Below are 22,275 nucleotides of genomic sequence, written 5' to 3'. Positions count from 1 at the left end.
CGGGTCGTGCTGCGGCACCAGAGACCTCCCGACTCAGGCGGTGGGATGACGGGTGGTGGTCACGAACGACCGCCACGCGGAACGTCCCGCACCAGTTCGATCGACTGGCGGCGGACGTTTGTGATCATCTCCCAGCGCGCCAGCAGCGTAGCCACCCCATGGTCACCATCGACCACGAGACCGTCAATCCGGCGCTCCAGGTGCCCCACCCAACCACCGTCGGCACCCTCCAGACCCAGCCCACGCGCAGATCTTGGACAGTTCCCGTTACGCGTTGACGGAAACTGTCCAAGATCTGGTGGTGTGGCGGGCTCGCGGCGGTGAACGCTGTTCGGATGCTGCCTGCCGATGACGCCGACGCACTCGACTGGCTCGCCTTCGAGCAGGCGGGCGTGCTGACGACCGCGCAGGTCTCCAGCCTGCTCAGCGAGGGGGCAGTCCGTGGGCGAATCCGCTCCGGCCGCTGGCGGTCGATCTGCCGTGGGATCCTGTTGACCGGCAACGGTCGCCTGAGCCGCGACCAGCAGCTCTGGGTCGCGGTGCTGGCCGCCGGACCAGGCGCGATGCTGGCCGGGGTAACCGCCGCCACCGAAGCCGGGGTACGCGGGCTGCGCCGTGAGCCTCTGCACGTGCAGGTGCCGGCCGCCCGCCGTGCCGCACGGACCTCGCTGCGTCGCCTCCCCATCGACATGCCCGCGGTAGTGGTGCATCGCACGTCGGTGCTGCCGGACTCGCACCGGCAACTCGCCCGTCCACCGCGCACCACGACGGCCAGAGCACTCGTCGACGCGGCGGGCTGGGCAGTCGGAGTGGAGGAGGCGCAGGGGGTGCTGGCAGCCGGTTGTCAGCAGCGGCGGGTGCTTCCCGAGGAGTTGCAGACCGTGCTCGACGTCCTCCCGCGAGCGCCCCGCCGGCACCTGATCCAACAGACCGTCGGTGACATCGCCGGCGGCGCGCAGGCGCTCTCGGAGATCGACTTCCTGCGCCTCTGTCGCCGGCACCGGCTGCCCGTACCTGATCTTCAGGAGCATCGGGTGGACGCGGCTGGCCGCAACCGCTGGCTGGACGCGTACTGGCGGCAGTGGCGGGTGCATGTCGAAGTCGACGGCGCGCACCACATGGACGCCCGGCAATGGGCAGACGACATGCGTCGGCAGAACGACGTCTGGACCAGCGGCGACCGGATCCTGCGCTTTCCGGCCTGGCTGGTCCGCGCCCGTCCCGACGAGGTCGCCGGCGCCGTCCGGCGTGCCCTCGTCGCGGCCGGCTGGAGCCCCACCCCATCCCAACGCCATCCGACGCACATCTGAATCTTGGACAGTTTCCGTCAACGCGGGACGGGAACTGTCCAAGATCTCGGCGCGCACCCGAGTCAGCGCTGGGGGCGTACCCGTCAGTCCTTCTCGATGGTGACCTTGCTGGGCTTGGCGCTGCGTTCGTCGGTGGTCGGCTTGCTGGGTCGCTTGCCGTTCTCACCGGTGCTGGTGATCTTGGTCGGCTTGGCGCCCCGGCCACCCTCGCCCGGAACGGCGGCCACGGTCGGCTCCCCGTCCACCCCGGCGCTGGCCGCGCCCCCGTCGACGGTGGTCACCGGCTCGGCCACCGGCCGGGACGTGGACTGCCCGGCACTCTCGGCCCCGGCGTTCGCCGGCTGCCGGGTGTCGGCGGACTCGGTCTTGAGACCGTTGGCCGCTCCCAACCCCGACGACGCGCCCGCGTCGGTGGTCGCCGTGCCGGAGACGGTCGCGGCCTTCTCGTCGGCCGCGTTCCGGCTCGCACCATTACCGGCGGCCGGCGTGGTTGGGCCATCGATCGGACCAGCGACGCTCTGCAACCGCGCCTCGGTCATCTGCCGCTGCAGCTCGTCCGACTCCTGCCGAGCCTTCCAGGTCTCCTGGCGCAGGTCGGCGAGCTGCTGCTGAGCCTGGGCGATCTCCAGCATCACCTGGGCGAGCTGCTGTCGGCCCGCCGCGGACTCCTGCTGTGTGGCCGCCAGGTGCTGCTGAGTGGTGGCCAGGTGCTGTTGGGTGGTGGCCGCGTACTCCTCGAACTGCCGACGGGAGGCCGCCACGTGCTCGTCGGCCTCGCGGCGCTTGCCGCCGGCCTCGGTCTCGGCCCGGCTCAGCAGCTCGGCGGCCTCCGCCTCGGACCGCTGGCGAAGAGCCGCCGCGTCCTGCTCGGCCGCCTGCCGAATCCCGGCCGCGCCCTGCTCGATCTCGTTCTTGCGCGTGGAGTATTCGGTTTCCAGCTGATCCCGCCGGCTCGTGTACTCGGTCTCCAGCTCGTTCTTGCGTCCCGTGTACTCGGTTTCCAACTCGTCGCGGCGGCTGGTGAAACCCGCCTCCAACTCCTGCTGACGGCTGGCGAACCCGGTCTCCAGCTCCTGCTGGCGGGACGTGTGCTGCTTGTCCAGCTCGTCGCGGCGCTTGGCGAACTCCTGTTCGGCAGTGGACCGACGCTGCGCCAACTCCCGGTCGGCCGCCTCGCGACGCGAGTTGACCTCCTGCTCCACCCCGGCCCGCCAGGCGCCCAGCTCCTGCTGGGTCTGCGCCCGGGTGTGCTGCACGTACGCCTCGGTCTCGGTGCGCATCCGCTGCACGTACGCCTCGGTCTCGGCACGGCTGCGCTTGCCCGCCTCGGCGGCCTGCGTGGTCAGCCGCTCCGCCTCCTGCAGCGCCTTGGCGCGGGTGGAGCGTCCGGCCATCGACGCGTCGTCGATGATCTGCTTTGCCTCCTGCTGGGCCTTGGCGTGGCTGGCCCGGCCCGCCTCGGTCGCGGTGTCGGTGAGCCGCTTGGCCTCCTGGAGGGCCTTGGCGTGCACCTCCTTGGCGGCCCCGCGCAGGTCGCTGGCCTCCTGCTGGGCGTTGGCCAGTGTCTCCCGGGCCGTCTCGCGCAGCTTGGTCGACTCCTGTTGCGCGCGGGCGTGGATCTCCTTGGCGGTGTCCCGCAGCTGGGTGGCCTCCTGCTGGGCCTTCGCCAGCGCGTCCTGCGCCGCCTTGCGCAACTGCGCCGACTCGTCCTTGGCGGACCGCAGAGTGGCCTCGGCCTCGGCCCGTCGGGCGGCGCTGTGCCGCTCCTCCTCCGAGCGGCGCGCGGCGAGGGCGATCTCGAAGTCCTTCAGGGCCCGCGCGGCCTGCTGGCGGGCCTCCTCGATGATGTGCTCGGCTGCGGCGCGACGGGCCTCGATCTCCACGTTCGCGTCGGACACGATCTGCTCGGCCTGCTCCTCCGCGAGCGTGAGGATCGACTCGACCCGTGGGCCGAGGTGGCGGAACGAGGCCCGGTCGACCACGTTCATCTGCTTGCGGACCTGCGTCAGGTCACGCTGGAGCACCTCGACCTGGCCGGCGAGCTTGTGGATCTGTGTATACGCCTGTTCCCGTTCGGAGGCGAGGGTCGCGATCTCGTGCTCGGCACGAGCGACATACCGATCAACCTGTTTCTTCTCGTACCCCCGCAGAGCGGACTCGAAGCTGGGCTCCGTCGTCACGTCCCCGCCGAGAGCGAACAGTTCCTCGCCGTGCGACATGCCCCCATCCTCACACGCAACAGGGCCTGCTGGGGCGATACGGACGCGCCTTGTGCGAGCTACTTCACTCCGTTGCGGGCAAGGGATACCACCGGCTGGGAAACGCATACGGCGCGAGGTTGCACCGGTTACCCGGTGTCACCTCGCGCCGTTCGATGCCCCGACCTGACGCCTCGCGTCAGCCGGTGGTCTCCGCCGGCACCCGCTCCTGACCGCCGTCGGTCTTCTTGGCTTCCGGCTTGGCCGCCGGGGCGGCAGCGGGCATCCCCGGAACGATGCCGGCGAGCCCGGAGAGCATCTGGCCCAGCTGCGAGGTGACCGCGTCCTTCTGCCGGGTGAGGTCCTCGACCTCGCGGCGGGCGGCCTGCGTGGTCAGTTCCGCCTCGGTACGGGCCTCGGAGAGCAGACGCTGCGACTCGGCCTTTGCCTCGTTGAGGGTCTTCTCGGAGTGCGCCTTGGCCTTGTCCACCGTCTCGGCGGCGTTGCGCTCCGACTCGACCCGGCGGGCCTCGGCGCGCTGCTCGATCTCCTTCGCCCGCTCCTGCGCGGCCCGAGCACGCTGCTCGGCCTCGCTGACCATCTTCTGGGTCTGCGAGACCTGTGCAGCGTGCCGCTCGGACTCCTCGCGCTCGGACTTCTCCCGCCGCTCGGCCAGCTGGAGCTCCAGAGCCTGAAGGTCCTTGTCGCGCTTGTCCCGCGCGTCGGTCAGCAGCTTGGTCGCCTCGGCGCGCTTCTCCTCAGCCTCGCGGGCGGCCTTGGCCCGCTGCTGGGTGATCTCCCGCTCGGCGGTGGCCCGAAGGGTGGCCACCTCCCGCTCGACTGTCGACTTCAGTTCGGCGACCTCGTGCGCCGTCACGGTACGCAGCTGCTTGGTCTCGCGGTCGGCGTCCGCGCGCAGCGTGTCAGCCTCACGGCGGGCCTGCACCCGGACCTCGGCGGCCTCGCGCTCGGCGGCCGTGCGCAGGTTGCCCGCCTCTCGCTCGGCGCTGGCCTTCATGGCCGCGGCCTCGGCACGCGCCTTGTCGGTGATCTCGCGGGCCTCGAGGCGGGCGGCGGAGAGGATGCCCTCGGACTCGCGCTTCGCCTCGTTGCGGTGGTCGTTCGCCTGCTCCTCGGCGAGCCGGAGGATCTGCTCGACGCGGGTGCCGAGGCCGGAGAGGGTGGGCCGGCTGTTCTCTTCGAGCTGCTTGTTCGTGTCGGTGAGCTTCTGCTCCAGCGCACTCATGCGCTGTTCGGCTTGGCGGAGCCGACGCTGGGCGTCGTTCATCCGCTGCTCGGCCTCGGCACGGGCCTGCTCGGACTGGGTCAGCGCGGCGGTCATCCGGCCGAGGAAGTCATCGACCTGGTGAGTGTTGTAACCGCGCAGGCCGACGGTGAAGTCTGGCTGCGAGTTCGCGTTATCGAAGAACGCGAGAGGGGAGGACTGCTGCTGGGGCATTGGGACATACTGGCAGACGCCCCAGGGTGCTTCGCAAGAGCGGTGCGCAGCTTTCGTGGCCTCTTTACATGGTCAACTCCCGCCATCGGCGGAGGGGGACCAATCGCCGATCTTGGCAGGTCCCGGGCGGGTCGGACGCCACGGAGCGTGACGCGGAAAAGGGCCCCGGGGTTACCCCGAGGCCCTTTGTTCGATCCGGGCGGGTTTTCCGCTAATGGGAGCGGAAGAACAATGTCCGATCAGCGCATTGGCCATCGAGCGTTCATCCGTCCGGCCGGCGGTGCCGGTCAGTGCCCCGGGCCGGCGGTGCCGGCCAGTGCCCCGGACCGGCGGTGCCGGTCAGTGCCCCCGGAAGCGGTTGATCGCCTCCTCGTGCCGGGCCCGCAGCTCCCCGTCGCGTACGCCCAGGCCGTCCGTCGGTGCGAGGCAACGCACCCCGACCTTGCCCTGGTGGGCGTTGCGGTGCACCTCGTACGCGGCCTGACCGGTCTGCTCCAGGGAGTAGGTGCGGGACACCGTCGGGTGCACCTTGCCGAGCGCGACCAGACGGTTGGCCTGCCACGCCTCGTGGTAGTTGGCGAAGTGGCTGCCGACGATCCGCTTGAGGTGCATCCAGAGGTAACGGTTGTCGTACTGGTGCTGGAAGCCGCTCGTGGAGGCGCAGGTGACGATCGTCCCACCGCGCCGGGCCACGTAGACGCTGGCGCCGAAGGTCTCCCGACCCGGGTGCTCGAAGACGATGTCCGGGTCCTCGCCGGCGGTCAGCTCGCGGATCCGCTCGCCGAAGCGCTTCCACTCGTCCGGGTCCTGGGTCTCCTCGTCCTTCCAGAAGCGGAAACCCTCCGCCGCCCGGTCGATGACCAGGTCCGCACCCATCCGGCGGCACAGCTCCGCCTTCTCCGGCGAGGAGACGACGCAGACGGGGATCGCGCCACCGTTGATTGCCATCTGGGTGGCGTATCCGCCGAGGCCGCCGGAGGCGCCCCAGATCAACACCACGTCGCCCTGCTTCATGTTGGCCCCGTGATGCGAGACGAGCTGCCGGTACGCGGTGGAGTTGACCAGCCCGGGGCTGGCCGCCTCCTCCCAGCTCAGGTGCCGTGGCTTGGGCATCAGTTGGTTGGCCTTGACCACCGCCAGCTCGGCCAGCCCACCGAAGTTGGTCTCGAAGCCCCAGATCCGCTGCTGCGGGTCCAGCATGGTGTCGTCGTGCCCGGCGGCGTCCTCCAGCTCGACGGAGAGGCAGTGCGCGACCACCTCGTCGCCGGGTGCCCAGCGGGTCACCCCGGGACCGGTGCGCAGCACCACGCCCGCCGCGTCCGAGCCGACGACGTGGTACGGCAGGTCGTGCCGGCGGGTCAGCTCGGAGACCCGGCCGTAGCGCTGGAGGAACCTGAAGGTGGGCAGCGGCTCGAAGATGCTGGTCCACACCGTGTTGTAGTTGATCGCGCTGGCCATCACCGCGACCAACGCCTCGCCCGGCGCCAGCTCCGGCGTCGGCACCTCCTGGACGTGCAACGCCTTGCGCGGGTCCTTGTCCCGGGTGGGCATGCCGTCGAACATCCGGGCCTCCTCGGCGCGGACCACGACGCCTCGGTAACTCTCCGGTACGGGCAGCCCGGCGACGCCGGCGAGTTCGCGGTCCGGATCGTTCGATTCCTCCGCCGCCATGATCGCTTCGAGGATGTCCTGCACGGTGACCTCCGGTTCGTCCGCACCCGCACGGGCCCGGGTGCTGCCATCGTCGGCGCCGGTGGGTCACGACCGCCATGTCGGCATTCGACACATCCGACCCCGGTCGCGCTCCGGTGGGGCCGGACGTTACTGAACGGTAGCTAGGCCGGGAAGTCCTCTGTGAAAAACTGCATCCGCCGATGCGTGAAGGTGTCCGGCCGCCCCACCAACCGCGCACTGACGTGCGCGCACGTGGCGCGGGACGGTGCGCCACGTGCGGGGGTCAGTGGGCGGTGGGGGCGGGTTGGACCAGTTCGACGAGGACGCCACCGGCGTCCTTCGGGTGGACGAAGTTGATCCGGCTGTCCGCGGTGCCGCGCCGCGGTGTGTCGTAGAGCAGCCGCATCCCCCGGGCGCGCAGCGCCGCGCACGCCGCGTCGATGTCCACCACCGTGTACGCGACCTGCTGCACACCCGGACCGTTGCGGTCCAGGAACTTGGCGATCGTCGACTCCGGGGAGAGCGGGGCGAGCAGTTGCACGCAGCCACCCTCGGTGGTCGGCCCGACGGCCAGCATCGCCTCCCGCACGCCCTGCTCGGCGTTGGTCTCGACGTGCACACAGCGCATCCCGAACGTCCGCTGGTAGAAGTCGATGGCGGCGTCCAGGTCGGCCACGGCGATCCCGACGTGGTCGATTTTGCGAAGCCCGATGTCTGTGACGGAGTCGGCACCAGGCTCGGCGGAGGAGTTCTCAGTCATGGCGCTAGTCTGACCGAACAATCGTTAAGGCGTACAGCTCGGCACCCCCCTCGGAGGCAGGCATGGCTTCGGTGATCGTCAGCGGCGCGCGGACCCCGATGGGCCGGCTGCTGGGCAACCTCAAGGACCTTCCGGCCACGAAGCTGGGCGGGATCGCCATCAAGGCCGCGCTGGAGCGGGCCGGGGTCAGCCCGGACCAGGTCCAGTACGTGATCATGGGGCAGGTGCTGCAGGCCGGCGCCGGTCAGATTCCGGCGCGGCAGGCCGCGGTCGAGGCCGGCGTGCCGATGTCGGTGCCGGCGCTGACCATCAACAAGGTCTGCCTCTCCGGCCTGGACGCGATCGCCCTGGCCGACCAGCTGATCCGTGCCGGCGAGTTCGACATCGTGGTGGCCGGCGGCATGGAGTCGATGACCAACGCCCCGCACCTGCTGATGGGTCAGCGCACCGGCCACAAGTACGGCGACGTGGTGGTCAAGGACCACATGGCGCACGACGGGCTCAGCGACGCCTTTGACTGCTGCTCGATGGGCGAGTCGACCGAGCGCCTCGGTGCCCGGCACGGCATCACCCGCGAGGAGCAGGACGCGTTCGCCGCCGCCAGCCACCAGCGGGCCGCCGCCGCGCAGAAGAACGGTCACTTCGCCGACGAGATCGCCCCGGTGGTGATCCCGCAGCGCAAGGGTGACCCGCTGGTGATCAGCGAGGACGAGGGCATCCGCCCGGATACCACCGTCGGGTCGTTGGCCAAGTTGCGCCCCGCCTTCGCCAAGGACGGCACCATCACCGCCGGCAGTTCGTCGCCGATCTCCGACGGCGCCGCCGCCGTGCTCGTGATGAGCAAGGCCAAGGCCATCGAGCTGGGGCTGACCTGGCTGGCCGAGATCGGTGCGCACGGCAACGTGGCCGGCCCGGACAACTCCCTGCACTCGCAGCCGTCCAACGCGATCAACCACGCGTTGAAGAAGGGCGGCCTGAGCGTCGCCGACCTGGACCTGATCGAGATCAACGAGGCGTTCGCGCAGGTCGGTGTGCAGTCCACCCGGGACCTCGGCATCAGCCCGGACAGGGTCAACGTCAACGGCGGCGCCATCGCGCTGGGGCACCCGATCGGCATGTCCGGCGCTCGTCTCGTCCTCACCCTCGCTCTGGAGCTGAAGCGGCGCGGCGGCGGTACCGGCGCGGCGGCGCTCTGCGGTGGCGGTGGTCAGGGCGACGCGCTGATCATCCACGTGCCGGGCAAGGCTGCGGTGGACCAGTGACCGCGGGACGTGAGCCGGTTCTGCGAGCGCCGCGGTCGCGAACAAGGGTGGTGCGGTGAGCGACGCGGCGGAGCGCGTCCCGTCCGCGGGTGCCACGTCGGTGCGCCGCACCCGGGACGTACCGATGCTTGTCGAACGCGCCCGCGCGGGTGACCCCCGCGCGGTGGCCCGGCTGATCACCCTCGTGGAGAACGGCGACGAGCTGCTGCCGGCGATCGCCGCCGCGTTGGCGCCGTACGCCGGGCAGGCACAGGTCGTCGGGCTGACCGGTTCGCCCGGGGTGGGTAAGTCGACCACCACGAACGAGCTGGTCCGCGCGCTGCGGGCGAAGGGGCACCGGGTCGGCGTGCTGGCGGTCGACCCGTCCAGCCCGTTCACCGGTGGAGCGATCCTCGGCGACCGGGTAAGGATGCAGGACCACGCCACCGATCCGGGCGTCTACATCCGGTCCATGTCCAGCCGGGGTCACCTCGGCGGGTTGGCCGCGGCGACGCCGCAGGCGGTCCGGGTGCTGGAGGGCGCCGGCTGTGACGTGGTGCTGGTGGAGACCGTCGGGGTCGGACAGGCCGAGGTGGAGGTGGCCTCGCTGGCCGACACCACGCTGGTGCTGCTCGCGCCCGGCATGGGCGACGCGATCCAGGCGGTCAAGGCCGGCATCCTGGAGATCGCCGACGTGTTCGTGGTCAACAAGGCCGACCGGGACGGCGTCGACGCCACCGTCCGCGACATCCAGGGCATGATCGCCCTCGGTGAGCGTGGCCCGGGGCAGTGGAGACCGCAGGTGGTCCGCTCGGTCGCCGCGCGCGGCGAGGGTATCGACGAGATCGCGGCGGCGATCGACAAGCACCGGGGCTGGCTCGTCGAGCACGGCGAGCTGCGCCGCCGCCAGGAGGCGCGGGCCGCCGCCGAGGTCGAGGCGATCGCGCTCGGCACCCTGCGCGCCCGGATCGGCTCACTGCGCGACGGTACGGAGTTGGCCACGCTCGCCGCCAAGGTGGCCGAGGGCGCGATCGACCCCTACCGGGCGGCGGACGAACTGCTCGCCCAGCTCGCCCGCTGACCGTCCACCGGGGACACCCTGGTGGCATTCCCTCCTTGTAGGCTCGCAGCGCCCCACGGCGGTGGGGGCCGGGCGGTGTGCCGGCGCGGTGGCGCGAGGAGCAGGGGGAGTGGCGATGGACCACGAGGTGACGCGGGAGCTGACCACGGCGTCGGCGGGGGCCGGCGGAACGACGCAGGTGTCCGACGAGGTGATCGAGAAGATCGCCGTCGCGGCGGCCCGCGCTGTTCCCGGAGTGGCCGAGTTGGGCGGGGACGTGGCCCGATTCTTCAACTCGGTGCTGGACCGGGTCGGGCTGGATCAGGTGGGCGATGCCCGACGGGGCTGCTCGGCCCACGTGACCGGCGATGCCGCGGTGGTCAACCTGGTGCTGGTGATTCACGCCGGCCAGCCGGTCCCGGAGATCACCGGGCAGGTGCGGGCTCGGGTGACCGAGGCGGTCGAGGCGTACGGGCTGCGGGTCGACGAGGTCAACATCCGGGTCGACGACGTGGCGATGGGCGGGCCGGCCGTCTAAGGCCCAGCTCGCACGTTACCGGTCGGTACGACGGGACTTAGCGATCGTTCAGGTGTGGGCCCTACACTCGACGTGCAGTCGAGGACCCGAGGAGGAGCCCTGCTCATGGACGCCGACGAGATCGACGCCGGACGGGCGCGTTGGCAGGCCCGGTACGACGCCGCACGCAAGCGCGACGCTGACTTCACCACGCTCTCCGGGATGCCGGTCGAACCGGTCTACGGGCCGCCCGAGGGCAGCGCGTACCCGGGCTTCGAGCGGATCGGCTGGCCGGGCGAGTACCCGTACACCCGGGGTCTCTATCCGACCGGCTACCGCGGGCGGACCTGGACGATCCGGCAGTTCGCCGGCTTCGGTAACGCCCAGCAGACGAACGAGCGCTACAAGATGATCCTCGGCGCCGGCGGTGGCGGCCTCTCGGTCGCGTTCGACATGCCGACGCTGATGGGCCGCGACTCGGACGACCCGCAGGCGCTCGGCGAGGTCGGCCACTGTGGCGTCGCCATCGACACCGCCACCGACATGCAGGCGCTCTTCGACGGCATCGACCTGGCCGACGTCACCACCTCGATGACGATCTCCGGTCCGGCCGTGCCGGTGTTCTGCATGTACCTGGTCGCCGCCGAGCGGCAGGGCGCCGACCTGTCCAAGCTGGACGGCACGCTGCAGACCGACATCTTCAAGGAGTACATCGCGCAGAAGGAGTGGCTCTTCGACCCGGAGCCGCACCTGCGCCTGATCGGCGACCTGATGGAATACTGCGCCGCCGAGATCCCGCGCTACAAGCCGCTGTCGGTCTCCGGCTACCACATCCGCGAGGCCGGCTCGACCGCCGCGCAGGAGTTGGCGTACACCCTGGCCGACGGTTTCGGGTACGTCGAGCTGGGCCTCTCGCGCGGCCTGGACGTGAACGTGTTCGCGCCGGGGCTGAGCTTCTTCTTCGACTCGCACCTCGACTTCTTCGAGGAGATCGCCAAGTTCCGCGCCGCCCGCCGAATCTGGGCCCGCTGGCTGCGCGACGTCTACGGCGCGACAAGCGAGAAGGCCCTGTGGCTGCGTTTCCACACGCAGACCGCCGGGGTGTCGCTGACCGCGCAGCAGCCGGTCAACAACGTCGTACGGACCGCTGTCGAGGCGCTCGCGGCGGTGCTGGGCGGCACGAACTCGCTGCACACCAACGCGCTCGACGAGACCCTGGCGCTGCCCACCGACGAGTCAGCCGAGATCGCCCTGCGTACCCAGCAGGTGCTGATGGAGGAGATCGGCGTGGTCAACGTGGCCGACCCGCTCGGCGGCTCCTGGTACGTCGAGGCGCTGACCGACAAGATCGAGGCCGAGGCGGAGGAGATCTTCGCCCGGATCCGGCAGCTCGGCGGGGACGGGCCGCACCAGATCGGCCCGATGACCTCGGGCATCCTGCGCGGCATCGAGGACGGGTGGTTCACCGGGCACATCGCCGAGTCGGCCTTCGTCTACCAGCAGGCCCTGGAGAAGGGTGACAAGAAGATCGTCGGGGTCAACTGCCACACCGGTACGGTCGCCAAGGAGCTGGAGATCCTGCGCATCTCGCACGAGGTGGAGCTGGAGCAGCGCCGGGTGCTGGCCGAGCGCAAGGGTGCGCGGGACGAGTCGGCGGTCCGCGCGGCGGTGGCCCGGATGGTCGACGTCAGCCGCACCGACGAGAACATGATCCCCGCGATGCTCGACGCCGTCCGCGCCGAAGCGACCCTCGGTGAGATCTGCGACGCCCTCCGCGCCGAGTGGGGCACCCACCGCGAACCCGCCCGCTTCTGACCCATACCACCACCCCCGTCGATCACGCACCCGCCGCCCACTTCCTGGCGGCAGAAATGCCCGATCGCCGGGGGTGGGGGTGGGGCGTGAGAGTTGCAACGTCGGGGTTGTGGGTGACCTGAGATCGGGGGCTCACGTGCGAGACTAGGTAACCATGAGCGACCCACGGATCACCTCGTCGATCTTCACCCGCGGCGCGGTCGACCTCAGCACGCTGCGTGGCCCCGCACCAGCAAGTACCCGCCCCGGCACGCCCCCACAGGGCGGCCCGTCCAACGGCACCCCCGGCGCGCCCACCGCCGGCGGGAGCACCGCCATCGTCGACGTCACCGAGGCGACAATCCAGTCCGAGGTGCTCGAACGGTCGATGGCCGTGCCCGTCGTCGTGTTCTTCGGCGCGGCCGGCTTCCCGGAGAGCGACGAGTTCGCCCCGGTCCTGGAGCAGTTGAACGCCGAGGGCGGCGGCACCTGGGTGCTGGCCCGGGTCGACGTGCAGGAAAATCCGCGAATCGCACAGATGTTCCGAGTCCAGGGCATCCCCATGGTCTACGCGGTCGTCGGCGGCCAGCCGGTCGACGCCTTCTCCGGCGTGGTGCCCGAGGCCCAGTTGCGGCAGTGGATCCAGGCCGTACTCAAGGCCGGCGGCGTGACAGTCGCCGAGCCGGAGGACCCCCGCCTCGACGAGGCCGACGACGCGCTGATGAGCGGCGACCTGGACGCCGCCGAGCAGGCGTACCGGAAGATTCTGGCCGACGCCCCGGCGGACGCCGCGGCCACCGCCGGGCTGGCCCAGGTCGGGGTGGCCCGCCGGGTCGCCGGCGCGGACCCGGCCGCCGCGCTGGCCGCCGCCGAGAGCGCCCCCGACGACGTGGCCGCGCAGCTGCTGGCCGCCGACATCGAGGTGCTCAGCGGTCTGGCCGAGCAGGCGTACGCCCGGCTCGTCGGTCTGGTCCGGCGCACCGCCGGAGAAGACCGGGAGACCGCCCGCCAGCACCTGGTCTCGCTCTTCTCCATCGCCGGCCCGGACGATCCGGCCGTCGCCTCGGCGCGCCGGGCGTTGGCCAGCGCCCTGTTCTGAGTTCACAGCACGCCAGCGCGGGCCGGCGTTCCGGCCGGCCCGCCCGACCAACGAGGACGGGAGCTCATGATGCGCCGGATCGCCGTCCTCGACGCGCCGACAAATCTCGGTCTGCGGCCGCCGACGTCCACGTCGGTCCCCGGGTGCGCCAAGGCGCCCGGCGCACTGCGCGACCACGAACTGCTGGCCCGGCTCCGCGCCCGCGACGCCGGCTGCGTCACCCCGGCACGGTACGACCCGGGCGACTGGCGGCCCGGCGACGGGGTGTGCCACGCCCGGGAGATCGCCGACTACTCGCTGGCCCTCGCCGAGCGGATCGGCTCGATCATCGACCGGGGCGAGTTCCCGGTGGTGCTGGGCGGCGACTGCTCCGTGCTGCTCGGCTCGGCGCTGGCCATGCACCGCCTCGGTGAAGCCGTCGGCGGGCGGATCGGGCTGGTCTTCGTCGACGGGCACTCCGACTTCCGGCACCCCGGCAACGCCTCCTACGTCGGGGCGGCCGCCGGGGAGGACCTGGCCCTCGTCACCGGGCGCGGCCAGGCCGACCTGGCCGCGATCGAGGGCCGCCGGCCCTACTTCCGCGACATCGACGTGGTGGTGTTGGGCATCCGAGCCCAGGACGAGTACCGGCTCGACCTCCAGGCCGCCGGGATCACCACCCGGCCGGTGCCGGCGCTGCGCGCCGAGGGCGCCGCCCGGACCGCGCAGTGGGCGCACGAGCAGCTCGCCGACTGCGCGGGCTACTGGGTGCACATCGACGTGGACGTGCTCGACCCCGCGGTGATGCCCGCCGTCGATGCCCCCGACCCCGGTGGGATCGCCTTCGCCGAGCTGGAGATCCTGCTCGCCGGCCTGGTCGACACCCCACACTGCCTCGGCGTGGAGCTGACCGTGTTCGACCCCGACTACGACCCCGACGGCTCGTACGCGGCCGAGATCGTCAACACCGTCGTCGCCGGCCTGGCCCCGGTCACCGCCCCGGAGGCGGTGCCGCCCCGGCTGCTGTCGTCCCGGCCGACCCCCGGCCCCCGCCGCGGCAACGGCCGGACCCCGGCTCCCACCGAGCGACCCGGCCACGACGAAGGTGCAGGTGGGTTGGACCGCGCGGAGCGGGTTGGTGGGGTGGACCGCGCGGAGCGGCTTGGTGGGTTGGACCGCGCGGAGCGGATCGGTGGACTGGACCGCGCGGAGCGGCTTGGTGGGGTGGCTGGTGTGATCGGCGGCGCGGCGTCCTTCGCCGATGCCCCCTCGTGGTCTCCGGCCGTCGATGCCACGCCGCTCCCGGAGGCGGGGTCGGCCGACCCGGGAGCCGTCGCCGATGACCGGGCCGGCATCGACCGCCCCGATGGTGCGGTGGCTGCTTCCGGCCGATTCGGTGGTGACTCCGCCGAGGGTGCGGCCCACCTCCCGGCCACGACCGAGCGGGAGCCGGTCGGCCCACCCGCGTCGGCCGGCCCGGGTCTGCTCCGCCGACCCTCCCCACCGGCCGAGAATGCCCCGGACCATCGCAAAGCCGACACCGCCTGACCCGAACGCCGCCCCGCCGGGTCATGATCGACTCGGCTTTCATGATGTCGCGGCGTCCGAGTGGCTCGGATAGCGCGGTTTCAGCAAAACCGAGTGGATCAACGCCGGAGCGGTGCGCGGGGGTGCCGGCCGGGCGTGCGGTTCGGGCTGGGCGGGGGTTGCCGGCTGGGCGTGCGGTCGGGGTTGGGCGGCGGGTCGGGGCTGGGCGTTCCTGAGCGGCGTTGGTGTCAGGACGGGGGGAGGGCGCGGAGGAAGCGCTCGGCGATCGGGACGGCCGACGCCGTGCTGGCGCCACCCTTCTCCACGAAGACGGCGAACGCCACGTCGCCCCGCCAACCGACGAACCAGGCGTGGGTGTGGGCCGGGTTGTCGTCGTACTCGGCGGTGCCGGTCTTGCCGTAGACCTCGCCCGGCACGTCCTTCAGCGCGCTGCCGGTGCCCGTGGTGACCACCTCGCGCATCATCGCGCGCAGTGCCGCGACCGATTCCGGCTTGAGTTGCTCGCCCGGCGGGGCCGGCTTGGCCGGCGCCGGGTCGATGAGCAGTTTCGGCTGCTCGAAGCGGCCTCGGGCGACCGCCGCGGTGGCACCGGCCATGGCCAGCGGGCTGACCAGCGTGGTGCCCTGCCCGAACGATGCCGCAGCCTGCTCGGCCGGGCTGCCACCCGCGGACACCTTGCCGGTGAAGGCGTCCGTGCCGAGGTCCCACTGACCCTCCAGGCCCAACGAGCGGCCGGCGGCGGCCAGCCCGTCACCGCCGAGCTTCGGCGCGAGCGAGGCGAACGCCGTGTTGCAGGACTTGGCGAAGTCGGTGCGGAACGGCACCGAGCCGAGTTCGAAGTTGTCGGAGTTCTTGAAGGAGCGACCGTCCACGGTGAAGGTCTTCGGGCAGGCCACCGGCCCGTCCAGAGTGACCGCACCCCGGTCCAGCAGGCCGAGCGCGCTGACCATCTTGAACGTGGACCCCGGAGGCACCTGAGCGTCGAAGGCCAGATTCTCCCCGGCCGGGCCAGGGCCGTTCGCCGCGGCGAGCACGGCACCATCGCTGATCCGGAGCGCCACCATCGAGGACCGCCGTGGCTCGGCGCGCAGGGCCCCGTCGGCCGCGTTCTGGACGGCGACGTCAAGCGTGGTCTTCAGCGCCTGACCGGGCTGCGGCTCCCGGCGGAACAACTCGGTGCCGGTCGGTTCCAGTTTGCCGCCCTCGACGGGACGCTCGACCACCACGGTCAGCCCGGGGCCACCGCGCAGTCGCTCGTCGTAGCGGCCCTGCAGCCCGCCGTGCCCGACCAGGTCGCCGACGACGTACCGGTCGGGGTGTGCGGCGAGGTCGTCGGCCTGCGCCGGGTCGACCGAGCCGAGCACCGCACGGGCGAACTCGCGGGTGGGCGCCAGGTCGATCTTGTCGGAGACGAACTTGGTGCCGGGCAGGTCGTAGATCCGGGGCTTGATCTGCCGGTACGCCTCCTCGCGGAGCGACACCACCTCGACGAAGGCGCCCGGCTCGGCCTTGGTCACCCGGTCGGGCAGGTCGGCCAGGTCGACGCCGGGGACCAGCGCCGGGCGGATGGCCTTGAACGCCGCGTCGAGGTCCTTGACGAGCTTGCCGAGATCGGTGACCCCGTCGGGCTGCACGCCGACCCGCACCACCGGCCGGGGGGTCACGATCGGTTGGCCGGCGGCGTCCAGCACCCCGGCGCGGGTGCTGGCGTCGCGGCGCAACGCCAACCGGTCACCCTCGGTGAGCTGCTCGTGCACCACCTTCGGCTCCCAGATCACCTGCCACTGGTCGTCGTCGCCCTTGGCGAGACGCACCTCCCGGTCGTACGTCCAGGGGGTCTGACCGGGCAGCTTCCACTCCACCTGGACGGTTGTGGTGGCGATGTCCGCCTTCACCTTCGGCTCGCCACGACGCGTCAGCGTGGGCGGGGTCGCCGCCAGCTCACCGGAGAGCTCCTTGATCTGGCGACTCACCTCGGTCGAGGGCAACTTGCTGCCGGTCGGGTCGATCAGACCGACCGCCTGGAGATCGCCGCTGCGCCAACCGGCGAGGAAGGCGTCGAGACTGCCCTCCGGCCCGTCGTCAGCCGAGCAGCCAACCAGAACGCCGGCCATGAGCAGCGCCGCGGTGAGGGCGGCGGCCACACGGCGGACGGGGTTCGGCCGGAGGGGCCGGGGGTACGACGAGGGCATGAAGCTGGTCCTTCCGATCTCGGAGCGCCTTCGCACGGTAGTACGCCGACGCCGTCCCCAACGTCCCCCAGCATGGCGGGCGCGCTCAAAGACGGGCCGGGCCGGTGTGATGAACATCGCGTGGCGGGGTATCCCGCAGCCGGCCAACCTCGGACCCGCAACGGGTGAAAGGACAAAGTCCCGATCCGGACGTCTGGCCAGTGGTCCGCCGACGAAGGCGCACAACGGCAGGGCCTAGGCTGAGCGGCAGAGTGACCCACAACGCGGTGGGTCGAGGGGAGTGGCACCGATGGACCGGCGTCCGGCGATCAAACCGGAACCCGACCTCCGGCAGGATGACTCCGGCCGGGACGACGACAGCTTCGATTCGGCGACCGACGGGGACGGCTACGGCCGGCTCGACACGGGAGTCACGGGGCTGACCGGGTCGAGCATCGACACCATCTACGATCTGGGCCTGCCCACCGAGGCGTTGGCCGACGACGTGGAGGACGCCGAGCTCGACGAACCAGTTCCCAACGCGGAGCGGCTGGTGGCTCAGGCTGTCGCGCTCGCGGGGGACGACCACGACGCGGCGACACTCGTCGGCCGTTTCTGGCGGTTCGCACCGGACGAGGAGCTGGTCGGCTTCACGGCGGAAGAGATGCTCGACGCGGCCCGGGCGCACCGGGACCTCGCCCAACAGCGGGTGCCGGGCGAGTTGAAGCTGCGGATCCACGAGCCGCACGCCGACCAGCACCACACGGTCGTCGAGATCGTCACCGACGACATGCCGTTCCTGGTCGACTCGGTGACCGCGCTGCTCAACTCGTACCACCTGGACGTGCATCTGCTGGTGCACCCGCTGGTGGTGGTGCGGCGGGAGCCGTTGGGCCGCCTCACCGAGGTCTCGGCGGACGTGGAGCCGGACGACGCGATCGCCGGCGACATCATCGAGAGCTGGATGCGGATCGAGATCGACCCGGTCCGGGACGCGGCCGAGCGGGACCGGCTGCGCCGCGAGCTGCAGCGGGTGCTCACCGACGTGCGGGAGGCGGTGGAGGACTGGCCGAAGATGCGTCAGCGCTCGCTCGCGCTCGCCGACGAGTTGGCCTCCGCGCGTACCGCCGAGAACCGGCCGCCGGTGCCGGAGAAGGACATCACCGACTCGGTGGAGCTGCTGCGGTGGCTGGCCCACGACCACTTCACCTTCCTCGGCTACCGGGAGTACCGGCTGGTCGACGTCGCGAGCGGCGATGCCGGCGACGAGGTCGACGGCAAGGCGTTGGAGGCGGTGCTCGGCACGGGTCTGGGCATCCTGCGCTCCGACGCGCCGGAGGCTCGGCCGCTGGCGTCGATGACGCCGGAGGCGCACGACAAGGTGCTGGAGAAGCGCCTGCTCATCATCACCAAGGCCAACTCGCGGGCCACCGTGCACCGCTCGGCGTACCTGGACTACATCGGCTTCAAGATCTTCAACGAGGCCGGCGAGGTGATCGGCGAACGGCGCTTCCTCGGCCTGTTCTCCACCGCCGCGTACCGGACCAGCGTCCGGGAGTTGCCGGTGGTGCGCCGCAAGGTGGCCGAGGTGCTGGACCGCTCCGGCCTGAGCCGGCGCAGCCACTCGGGCAAGGATCTGATCCAGATCCTGGAGACCTACCCCCGCGACGAGCTGTTCCAGATCAAGACCGACGACCTCTACCACGCGGTGATCGGCGTACTGCGGATGGCCGGTCGTCGGCAGCTGCGGGTCTTCCTGCGCCGGGACGCGTACGGGCGGTTCATCTCCTGCCTGATCTACCTGCCCCGGGACCGGTTCACCACGCAGAACCGGCTGCGCATGCAGGACATCCTGCTGCGGGAGCTGAACGGTGTCGGGGTGGACTACACCACCCGTGTCACCGAGTCGATGCTGGCCCGGGTGCACTTCATCGTGCGTACCGACCCGACGCGACCGCCCGGCGACATCGACGCCGACCTGTTGGCCGAGGAGTTGGCCGACGCGACCCGACTCTGGGACGACGACTACCGGCTGGTGCTGGAGCGCAAGCTCGGCGACGAGCAGGCCAAGCACCTGTTCACCAGGTACGCCGACGCGTTCCCGGAGGGCTACAAGGACGGGCACACGCCGTACGAGGCGATGAAGGACCTGGCGAAGCTGGAGCTGCTGGAGGAGCCCGGCCAGCTGGAGATGCACCTCTTCCGTAAGCAGTTGGCGCCCCGGCCGGGCACCCGGGTCCCCGGCGCGGATTTGGCCGAGGCGATGGACGTCCGGTTCAAGGTCTACCGGTACGGCGAACCGATGATGCTCTCCGCCGTGCTGCCGGTGCTGCACTCCCTCGGTGTGCGGGTGGTCGACGAGCACCCGTACGAGGTGGACCGGATCGACGGGCGCGTCTACCTGTACGACTTCGGCCTGATGCTGCCCGAGGGGCACCACGAGCTGTCCGAGGTGCGCCCGCACGTGGAGAACGCCTTCGCGGCGGCCTGGCGCGGTGAGGCCGAGGTGGACCGGTTCAACGAGCTGGTGCTGCGCGGCGGGCTCACCTGGCGGCAGGTGGTGGTGCTGCGGGCGTACGCGAAGTACCTGCGGCAGGCCGGCACGGTCTTCTCCCAGGACTACATGGAGCAGACGTTCATCGCGTACCCGAAGCTCGCCGCGTTGCTGGTGGAGCTGTTCGAGACCCGGTTCGCGCCGGGCGAGCAGACCACCGAGCAGCGGCAGCAGCGCAGCGGTGAGCTGGTCGAGACGATCCGGGCCGGGCTGGACGACGTGGCCAGCCTCGACCAGGACCGGATCCTGCGGTCGTACCTGACGCTGATCGAGGCGACCCTGCGGACCAGCTTCTACCAGAAGCGCGCCGACGGGCGACCGAAGGCGTACGTGGCGTTCAAGCTCGACCCGCAGGCCATCCCGGACCTGCCCGCGCCCCGACCGAAGTTCGAGATCTTCGTCTACTCGCCCCGCTTCGAGGGCGTACACCTGCGGTTCGGGCCGGTGGCCCGGGGCGGGCTGCGCTGGTCCGACCGTCGGGAGGACTTCCGGACCGAGGTGCTCGGCCTGGTCAAGGCGCAGATGGTGAAGAACACCGTGATCGTGCCGGTGGGCGCCAAGGGCGGCTTCGTGCTGAAGCAGAAGCCGGGTGACCGGGACGAGGCGGTCGCCTGCTACCAGGAGTTCGTCGGCGCGATGCTCGACGTCACCGACAACATCGTCAGCGGGCAGATCGTGCCGCCCGAGGACGTGGTCCGGCACGATGCCGACGACCCGTACCTGGTGGTCGCGGCGGACAAGGGCACGGCGACGTTCTCCGACATCGCCAACGAGATCTCCACGGCACACAACTTCTGGCTGGGCGACGCCTTCGCCTCCGGCGGCTCCGCCGGCTACGACCACAAGAAGATGGGCATCACCGCCCGGGGCGCCTGGGAGTCGGTGAAGCGGCACTTCCGGGAGTTGGGCCTGGACACCCAGACCCAGGACTTCACGGTGGTCGGCGTCGGCGACATGTCCGGCGACGTGTTCGGCAACGGGATGCTGCTGTCCGAGCACATTCGGTTGGTGGCCGCCTTCGACCACCGGCACATCTTCCTGGACCCGGAGCCGGACGCGGCCACCTCGTACGCGGAGCGGCGGCGGCTGTTCGACCTGCCCCGGTCCTCGTGGGAGGACTACAACCCGGAGCTGATCTCGGCCGGCGGCGGCATCTTCCCGCGTACCGCGAAGTCCATCCCGATCACGCCGCAGGTCCGGGCGGCGATCGGCCTGGACGACGACGTCACGCACCTGTCGCCGCAGGAGCTGATGAAGGCGATCGTCACCGCTCCGGTGGACCTGTTCTGGAATGGCGGCATCGGCACCTACGTCAAGGCGTCCACCCAGACCAACGCCGAGGTGGGCGACAAGTCCAACGACGCGATCCGGGTGGACGGGCGCAACCTGCGGTGCCGGGTCGCGGGCGAGGGCGGCAACCTGGGCTGGACCCAGCTCGGCCGGATCGAGTACGCGTTGACCGGCGGCCGGATCTTCTCCGACTTCATCGACAACGCGGCCGGCGTGGACACCTCCGACCACGAGGTGAACATCAAGATCCTGCTGAACACGGCGGTGGCCGACGGCGAGTTGACCACGGCCGAGCGCGACGAGCTGCTGGCCGGGATGACCGACGAGGTCGCGGAGCTGGTGCTGCGGGACAACTACGACCAGGCGCGGGCGATCAACAACGCCCAGGCCCAGGCCGCCTCGCTGCTTCCGGTGCACCGCCGGATGATCAACGAGTTGGAGCGGTCGGGTGGGTTGGACCGGGCGCTGGAGGCGCTGCCGCCGGATGAGGAGTTGGCGGTCCGCAGCGAGTCCGGGCTGACCGCGCCGGAGTTCGCGGTGCTGCTCGCGTACGTGAAGATCGTCCTGGAGCGGGAGATCCTCACCGAGGGTCTGGCGGACGAGGAGTGGACGACCGAGGTCCTGGTCAACTACTTCCCGACGCCGATGCGTGAGCGCTTCGCCGACCGGATGGGCCAGCACCGACTGCGCCGCGACATCGTCACCACCGTGCTGGTCAACGAGGCGATCAACCGGGGTGGCATCTCGTTCATTTTCCGGGTGGTCGAGGAGACGGCGGCCAGCGCGGCGGACGTGATCCGGGCCTACGTGGTGGTCAGCGAGGTGTTCGGCCTCCGCGACCTGTGGGACGCGGTCGAGGCGCTGGACAACAAGGTCGCGCCGGAGTTGCAGACGAGTGTCTACCTGGACACCCGTCGGCTGCTCGACCGGGCCGTGCGGTGGCTGGTGTCCAACCGGCGTTCACCGATCGACGTGCCGGCCGAGATCGCCCGGCTGCGCGACGGCGTCACCCGGCTGCTGCCGGGGCTGGAGGAACTGTTCTACGGCAACGAGCGGCAGGGCATCGCCGCGCACATGGACTCGATGACCGAGCGTGGGCTGCCCCGCGAGCTGGCGGAACGCGCGACCCGGCTGATGTACAGCTTCGGTCTGATGGACGTGGTGGAGACGGCGAACGCCAGCGGGCGGGACGTCAGCGAGGTGGCCTCGGTCTACTTCGTGCTGTCCGACCTGTTCCGGGTGGACTCGCTGCTGTCGAAGATCTCCCTGCTGCCTCGCGAGGACCGCTGGCAGACGTTGGCTCGGATGGCGCTGCGCTACGACCTGTACGCCGCGCTGGCCGCGCTCACCGCGGAGGTGTTCGACTCCACCCCGGAGGACCTACCGCCGCACGAGCGGGTGCAGCAGTGGGAGCAGTCGAACGCGACCTCGATCCACCGCGCCCGGCGGGCGATGGGGGAGTTCGACGAGTCGCGGGCGGATCTCGCCGCCCTGTCGGTGCTGCTGCGCCAGATCCGCACCCTGGTGCGGACCTCCGCGGCCGCCTGAGTCGGTACGCCGGACGCGGTCCGGCCGGTCGGGGTGACCCGACCGGCCGGACCGCGCTTCGTTTCGTCCCCGA

At 71.2% G+C, this 22,275-nt stretch carries 13 protein-coding genes and 1 pseudogene; 8 read left to right on the top strand and 6 right to left on the bottom strand.

The genetic code is table 11. From position 1 onward, the window contains the following. Positions 1–59 precede the first annotated feature (59 nt). Entirely contained in the window at positions 60–209 is a 150-nt protein-coding gene (locus AB0C01_RS19940) for a hypothetical protein (protein WP_357246286.1), read from the bottom strand. A gap of 126 nt (positions 210–335) precedes the next feature. Between AB0C01_RS19940 and AB0C01_RS19935 the strand changes: the two genes are divergently transcribed. Further along, on the top strand, positions 336–1,310 hold the full coding sequence (locus tag AB0C01_RS19935; protein WP_357246282.1) for a hypothetical protein: 975 nt from the start codon (positions 336–338) through the stop codon (positions 1,308–1,310). A gap of 83 nt (positions 1,311–1,393) precedes the next feature. Here AB0C01_RS19935 and AB0C01_RS19930 read toward each other — a convergent pair whose 3' ends face one another. The 4 genes from AB0C01_RS19930 to mce all read right to left on the bottom strand — a co-directional run bounded on the left by AB0C01_RS19930 (position 1,394) and on the right by mce (position 7,401). After that, entirely contained in the window at positions 1,394–3,529 is a 2,136-nt protein-coding gene (locus AB0C01_RS19930; RefSeq protein ID WP_357571787.1) for a hypothetical protein, read from the bottom strand. A gap of 178 nt (positions 3,530–3,707) precedes the next feature. Continuing rightward, positions 3,708–4,967, bottom strand: a complete 1,260-nt coding sequence (locus AB0C01_RS19925) for a DivIVA domain-containing protein (protein WP_357246276.1) — start codon at positions 4,965–4,967, stop codon at positions 3,708–3,710. Positions 4,968–5,306: 339 nt separating this feature from the next. Continuing rightward, complete coding sequence (ccrA, locus tag AB0C01_RS19920) at positions 5,307–6,662, bottom strand: crotonyl-CoA carboxylase/reductase (protein ID WP_357571786.1); 1,356 nt, start codon at positions 6,660–6,662, stop codon at positions 5,307–5,309. Positions 6,663–6,924: 262 nt separating this feature from the next. Then, positions 6,925–7,401, bottom strand: a complete 477-nt coding sequence (gene mce, locus AB0C01_RS19915; RefSeq protein WP_357571785.1) for a methylmalonyl-CoA epimerase — start codon at positions 7,399–7,401, stop codon at positions 6,925–6,927. A gap of 62 nt (positions 7,402–7,463) precedes the next feature. Between mce and AB0C01_RS19910 the strand changes: the two genes are divergently transcribed. The 6 genes and pseudogenes from AB0C01_RS19910 to AB0C01_RS19885 form a co-directional block, all read left to right on the top strand. After that, positions 7,464–8,663 carry an acetyl-CoA C-acetyltransferase gene (locus AB0C01_RS19910; RefSeq protein WP_357246267.1) on the top strand — a complete coding sequence of 400 codons (1,200 nt, stop codon included), beginning with the start codon at positions 7,464–7,466 and terminating at the stop codon, positions 8,661–8,663. Between the two features lie 55 nt (positions 8,664–8,718). Continuing rightward, positions 8,719–9,723, top strand: coding sequence for a methylmalonyl Co-A mutase-associated GTPase MeaB (gene meaB, locus AB0C01_RS19905; RefSeq protein ID WP_357246264.1), 1,005 nt, complete (start codon positions 8,719–8,721; stop codon positions 9,721–9,723). A 115-nt stretch (positions 9,724–9,838) separates the two neighbouring features. Next, the gene (locus AB0C01_RS19900; RefSeq protein WP_357246261.1) at positions 9,839–10,240 is read left to right on the top strand and encodes an Asp23/Gls24 family envelope stress response protein; all 402 of its coding nucleotides are present in this window, start codon (positions 9,839–9,841) and stop codon (positions 10,238–10,240) included. A 105-nt stretch (positions 10,241–10,345) separates the two neighbouring features. After that, a complete protein-coding gene (locus AB0C01_RS19895; protein WP_357246258.1) occupies positions 10,346–12,034 on the top strand; it encodes a methylmalonyl-CoA mutase family protein in 1,689 nt (562 codons plus the stop codon). 154 nt (positions 12,035–12,188) lie between these two features. Next, complete coding sequence (locus tag AB0C01_RS19890; RefSeq protein WP_357246255.1) at positions 12,189–13,112, top strand: tetratricopeptide repeat protein; 924 nt, start codon at positions 12,189–12,191, stop codon at positions 13,110–13,112. 66 nt (positions 13,113–13,178) lie between these two features. Then, positions 13,179–14,135: pseudogene (locus AB0C01_RS19885) on the top strand (arginase family protein); the annotation flags it as partial. Positions 14,136–14,866: 731 nt separating this feature from the next. Here the strand turns inward: AB0C01_RS19885 and AB0C01_RS19880 are convergent. Continuing rightward, positions 14,867–16,831: a penicillin-binding transpeptidase domain-containing protein gene (locus tag AB0C01_RS19880; RefSeq protein ID WP_357246253.1), complete on the bottom strand. Its 1,965-nt coding sequence runs from the start codon at positions 16,829–16,831 to the stop codon at positions 14,867–14,869. 289 nt (positions 16,832–17,120) lie between these two features. Between AB0C01_RS19880 and AB0C01_RS19875 the strand changes: the two genes are divergently transcribed. Next, positions 17,121–22,202, top strand: a complete 5,082-nt coding sequence (locus AB0C01_RS19875; protein ID WP_357246250.1) for an NAD-glutamate dehydrogenase — start codon at positions 17,121–17,123, stop codon at positions 22,200–22,202. The last annotated feature ends 73 nt before the right edge of the window (positions 22,203–22,275 follow it).

This window comes from Micromonospora sp. NPDC048905 (genome assembly GCF_040649655.1).
Lineage (GTDB): Bacteria > Actinomycetota > Actinomycetes > Mycobacteriales > Micromonosporaceae > Micromonospora.
This window is presented reverse-complemented; position numbering and strand designations above follow the sequence as displayed.

Coding starts and splice junctions, on each gene's coding strand:
- AB0C01_RS19890 (WP_357246255.1), top strand. CDS start 12,189: ATGAGCGACCCACGGATCACCTCGTCGATCTTCACCCGCGGCGCGGTC.
- AB0C01_RS19880 (WP_357246253.1), bottom strand. CDS start 16,831: ATGCCCTCGTCGTACCCCCGGCCCCTCCGGCCGAACCCCGTCCGCCGT.
- AB0C01_RS19925 (WP_357246276.1), bottom strand. CDS start 4,967: ATGCCCCAGCAGCAGTCCTCCCCTCTCGCGTTCTTCGATAACGCGAAC.
- AB0C01_RS19895 (WP_357246258.1), top strand. CDS start 10,346: ATGGACGCCGACGAGATCGACGCCGGACGGGCGCGTTGGCAGGCCCGG.
- AB0C01_RS19935 (WP_357246282.1), top strand. CDS start 336: ATGCTGCCTGCCGATGACGCCGACGCACTCGACTGGCTCGCCTTCGAG.
- AB0C01_RS19900 (WP_357246261.1), top strand. CDS start 9,839: ATGGACCACGAGGTGACGCGGGAGCTGACCACGGCGTCGGCGGGGGCC.
- mce (WP_357571785.1), bottom strand. CDS start 7,401: ATGACTGAGAACTCCTCCGCCGAGCCTGGTGCCGACTCCGTCACAGAC.
- AB0C01_RS19930 (WP_357571787.1), bottom strand. CDS start 3,529: ATGTCGCACGGCGAGGAACTGTTCGCTCTCGGCGGGGACGTGACGACG.
- AB0C01_RS19875 (WP_357246250.1), top strand. CDS start 17,121: ATGGACCGGCGTCCGGCGATCAAACCGGAACCCGACCTCCGGCAGGAT.
- AB0C01_RS19910 (WP_357246267.1), top strand. CDS start 7,464: ATGGCTTCGGTGATCGTCAGCGGCGCGCGGACCCCGATGGGCCGGCTG.